This window comes from Kitasatospora sp. NPDC085895, from assembly GCF_040702125.1.
Lineage (GTDB): Bacteria > Actinomycetota > Actinomycetes > Streptomycetales > Streptomycetaceae > Kitasatospora > Kitasatospora arboriphila.
Genome location: NZ_JBFBJY010000188.1, coordinates 1 through 4244, shown reverse-complemented (window position 1 = coordinate 4244; position 4244 = coordinate 1). Strand labels below are relative to the sequence as shown.

Annotated in this window: 2 protein-coding genes and 1 pseudogene; 2 read left to right on the top strand and 1 reads right to left on the bottom strand. The window is 67.3% G+C overall.

Features of this window, described 5'->3' with window-relative positions; genetic code table 11:
* Positions 1-647: pseudogene (locus AB0442_RS41915) on the bottom strand (VCBS repeat-containing protein); the annotation flags it as partial.
* 156 nt (positions 648-803) lie between these two features.
* Here AB0442_RS41915 and AB0442_RS41910 point away from each other — a divergent pair.
* The gene (locus AB0442_RS41910; protein ID WP_366168770.1) at positions 804-3671 is read left to right on the top strand and encodes a BTAD domain-containing putative transcriptional regulator; all 2868 of its coding nucleotides are present in this window, start codon (positions 804-806) and stop codon (positions 3669-3671) included.
* Between the two features lie 135 nt (positions 3672-3806).
* Complete coding sequence (locus tag AB0442_RS41905) at positions 3807-4139, top strand: transposase (RefSeq protein WP_366168769.1); 333 nt, start codon at positions 3807-3809, stop codon at positions 4137-4139.
* Positions 4140-4244 lie beyond the last annotated feature (105 nt).

Genomic DNA, 4244 nt, shown 5'->3' with positions numbered 1-4244 from the left:
CAGTAGATGAGGGCGTGACCGTCGGACTTACGGCGGACCATCAGGTCCGGCACACCGTTGTTGTTGATGTCACCGACGCCCACCATCGACGTCATGGCCGGGTCGTCGTCGACGTTCTTGTACCGGAGGGCCTTGTAGTTGCCGTTCGGGTGGCTGTCGAAGGTGGCGGCGTTGATCGACACCCCGGTCACATGCTTCACCGGGGTCGAGCCGAACGAGTAGTAGGAGAAGGTGGTGTGCTCGGCGTCGTCCCACTTCTCGAACAGGATGACGTGCTCGTAGAAGCTGTTGAGGATGTCGCCGGCCTTGAGCTCGCTGCGCGGGATCTCGTAGGAGTAGCCGGGGAGAGACTGGGTGCTGGCGCTTTCGCCGAGGTGCCACGCCATCGAGACGTAGCCGGAGCAGTCCGTTCGGTAGCTGCGTCCGTCCGGATCCGTAAAGGAGCCGCCCTGGTTGTAGGGGATGGACTTGCCGAGCCAGTACTGGGCGCGCTGAATGATCTCGCTGCGGGTGATACTGCCGTCCACGGACGATGCCGTGGCGGCGTGCGCGGTGGTCGTTGCGAAGGCGGTGGTGGCGATCGTGCCGGTGGTGGCGATCGCGGCGGCCAGAGCGACACGGACGAGCCTGGACGTCCTGGAGTGCATGGTGATCTCCCCGAGTGATGCAAAGAGGGTGGGACTGAGGCCGGTGAGCGGCCTGACCAGGGGTGTTTGTCACCCGTGGCACTCGCCCGACCGGCGAAGTCGATCGTCTCGGCAAGTGATCACACATGGCTAAGATCTGAATCACATACACATCTGATGTACAGCCACAACGGGGGACGAGTGAAGACGCGGTTCGGCCTGCTCGGGCCACTCGCGGTGCATCGCGATGCGCAGCCCCTGCCCGTGACCGGTCCCAAGGTTCGCCTTCTCCTCGCTGCTCTGTTGCTCCGGGCCAACCAGCCCGTGTCCGTGGACTCGCTGATCTCGACCCTGTGGGGGGACAGCGCGCCGAGCTCCGCGACCTCATCGCTGCACAATCACGTTTCCCGGCTTAGGCGGTTCCTCGGGCCCGACGTCGGCAGTCGGCTCCGCGCCGTCCCGCCCGGCTACGCGATGGAGGTCCGTGACGGGGAGCTCGACCTCGAGGTGTTCAGTGCCAAGGTCCAGCAGGCCCAGTCCGCTTACCGCAAAAAGGACTGGCCCGTAGCGGGCGGCCTCGCCTCACAGGCGCTCGCCCTATGGCGCGGCCGGCCCTTCGACGACCTGCCGGCGCTGACCGGCTCACCCGAAGCGGCCAACCTTCTGGAGCTGTACCTCAGAGCGCAGGAGTGGCGCGTCGAGGTCGAGCTGCACCTGGGTCACCACCACGACGTGATCGCGGAACTCGCCGTTCTGACCCAGCAGCACCCCGTGCACGAGGAGTTCCACCGACAGCTGATGCTCGCCCTGCATCGCGCCGGACGCCAGGCCGAAGCACTCGCGGCCTACCAGGAACTGCGCCACACGCTGATCGACGAACTGGGCGTGGAACCCGGCCAGGCAGTGCGTGAGGCACACCAGGAAATCCTGAGCCCCGCCGCAGAAGTAACGGCTACCGCGGCTCCCCGGCGATGCCTCAACAGTGCCGAACAAGCCCGGAGCGGCCCGAATCAGCTCCCGGTAGACACCGCTGACTTCACCGGACGCGCCGACGAGCTGCGCGTACTCACCGACCGGCTCGAAGCCGCCGCCTCCGGCCGCGGCACCTGTGTGGCGGTGATCTCCGGAATGGCAGGCATCGGCAAAACCGCACTCGCTATCGCCGCCGCCCACCGGGTCCGGAAGCACTTCCCCGACGGCCAGCTGTTCGTCGACCTGCGCGGATTCGGAATCGGCGAACGCCGCGATGCCCACGGCGTGCTCGCGGCATTCATCACCGCCCTCTCGCATCCAGACAGCACTGTGGCCCAGGGCCACCCGATCCCCGAGGACACCGACGATCGCGCGGCGCTCCTGCGCACCATCCTGGCCGCCCGCCGGGTGCTGCTGATCCTCGACAACGCCGACAGCGCCGAGCAGGTGCTGCCCCTCCTACCTGGTCATGGCCAGTGCGCGACGGTCGTCACCAGCCGCAATACGCTCACCGACCTGCCTGGCGCTCGCCACATCCGCTTGGAGCCCTTGGACCTCGAGGAACAACGCCGTCTGCTGTCGACGGTCTGCGGCCACGACCGCGTGAATGCCGACCCGGACAGCGCGCTGCGTGTGCTCGCGGCCTGCGCCGGGGTGCCGCTGGCACTGCGGATCGTCGCTGCCCGGCTGTCCGCCCGTCCGGTCTGGTCGTTGAGCACCATGGCGGAACGTCTCGCCGCCCCCGGGAAACGCCTGGGATCGCTGTCGATCGGACACCTGAACGTACGGGACACGCTCGCCTCCAGCTACCTGGCCCTCCACGGCAGCAATGATCCGGTGGAACGTGAGGCCGCCCGCCTCTTCCGGCTTCTGGGCCTGTGGCCCGGCCAGACGTTCGGGATCGAACAGGCATCCGCTTTGGTCGAGCGTCCCACCGCCGTCACGGCAGACCTGCTCGAACTGCTCGTCGACTACCACCTGCTCCAGAACCCGAGTCCGTGGCGGTATTCTCTCCACGACCTGCTGAGCGAGTACGCGGCCGAACGCGCCGAACAGGAGGAAGCCTACGAGAGCCGCGACGCGGCCCGAGTGCGGCTCATGGTCTGGTACGCCGCGGCACTGGCACGCTCGAGAACCATCATCAACGCCGGCATGTCACGAACCACCGTCCTGGAAGACGAGCCTTCCGCTCCGCTGCCCGTATTCACCGACGGACAGCACGCAAGCCGGTGGTGCACCGAGGAGATGGCCAACATCAAGGAGGCGGTCCGTCAAGCCGCCCACTCCTCACGCCCGGACCTCGCCTGGCGGATCGTGCACGGCTTGGCCGGCTACGACACCACCTACTCCTGGACCGGCGAGACCGACGATCTCAAGGCCATCGCCCTCACGACCGCGGAGCAGCACGGTGACTTGGTCGGACAGGCCTTCATGCTTCAGCGCATCGGCATCTCCCACTGCATGACATACCGCCTGCAGGAAGCCGTCCACGCATTTCAGGACTCCCTGGTCGCGGCCGAGAACGCCTGCCACGAAGACCTCGTCCTCACCCTTCTGCAGAATCTCGCCGTCGCCTACAACCAGCTGAAGAACAGCACAGCAGCCCTCACATACGCGCGGCAGGCGATCGACCGCTCACACGGCGCCCTAGGGGAGAACGGCGTCCTCCTGAATATCATGGCCACCTCGCACCTCCTCACGGAGGACTTCGCAGCAGCTGAGGAAGGCCTCCGCCGGGCGCTCGAGATTTGGCGAACCCACGACAACACCAACAACATCGCCATCACTCTCACCGATCTCGGCGATGCCCTTCGGGGCCTGGGCCGGCGCGAGGAAGCCTTGGCAGCCCTCCGGGAGGCCCGCGGTCTCAACGAACGCCTCGGGAACCGAAGTAACCTCGCCGAGTGCCTCGTGATCACCGGCCGAACGTACCTCCAGTTCGGCCAACGGGAGGACGCCAGGGGGTGCTTCCAGAGCACCGTCGACATCGCCCGCGAACACCATCTTCCGGCCTGGATCCAACAAGGCATTGACGGGCTCAAAGCGCTTGACCAACCCGAAGATGCCCCGTGATGCCTGCACGGCGGCGGGATGCTCTTGCCTCATGGTCACGGGCGCCGCGAAGGTTCTACGAACTCGCCTCCGAACGAGTGTTGTGGCAGGTCGAGGTGAGTTGACGGACGCGGCATCGACACCGCGGCCGGCACGGTGACCTGCCCCGCCGGCTACACCGCCGTGCTGTCCGAGCCGTCCGGGCGGCACCTGCAACGCAAGGCGCTGTTCACCGAGCAGTGCACCGGCTGTCCCGTGCGTGAGCGGTGCACCACCGCCAGGGCCGGCCGGATCGTCACCATCCGGCCGCACCACGGCCTTCTCGCCGCCGCCCGCCGCCAGGCCGGCACCGACCCCGCCTGGCAGGCCGCCTACCGGCGGTGGAGACCACCCGTCGAACGCGCCGTCGCCTGGCTCGCCGCCCACGGCAACCGCAGACTCCGCTACCGCGGCACCATCAAGAACAACGCCTGGCTCCACGGGCCCTGACCCCGGATGCTGGACACGGGGTTATGCGGCTTGTGCCAGCGTAGTTGATGCTCGGTCGAGTGCGTGTTCGTAGGCGTTCGGGCTGCGGTGTCCGAGGCGGGTGTG

Bases quoted from the DNA above. Each gene is read 5' to 3' on its own strand.
- AB0442_RS41910 (WP_366168770.1), top strand. From the start codon at position 804: ATGTACAGCCACAACGGGGGACGAGTGAAGACGCGGTTCGGCCTGCTC.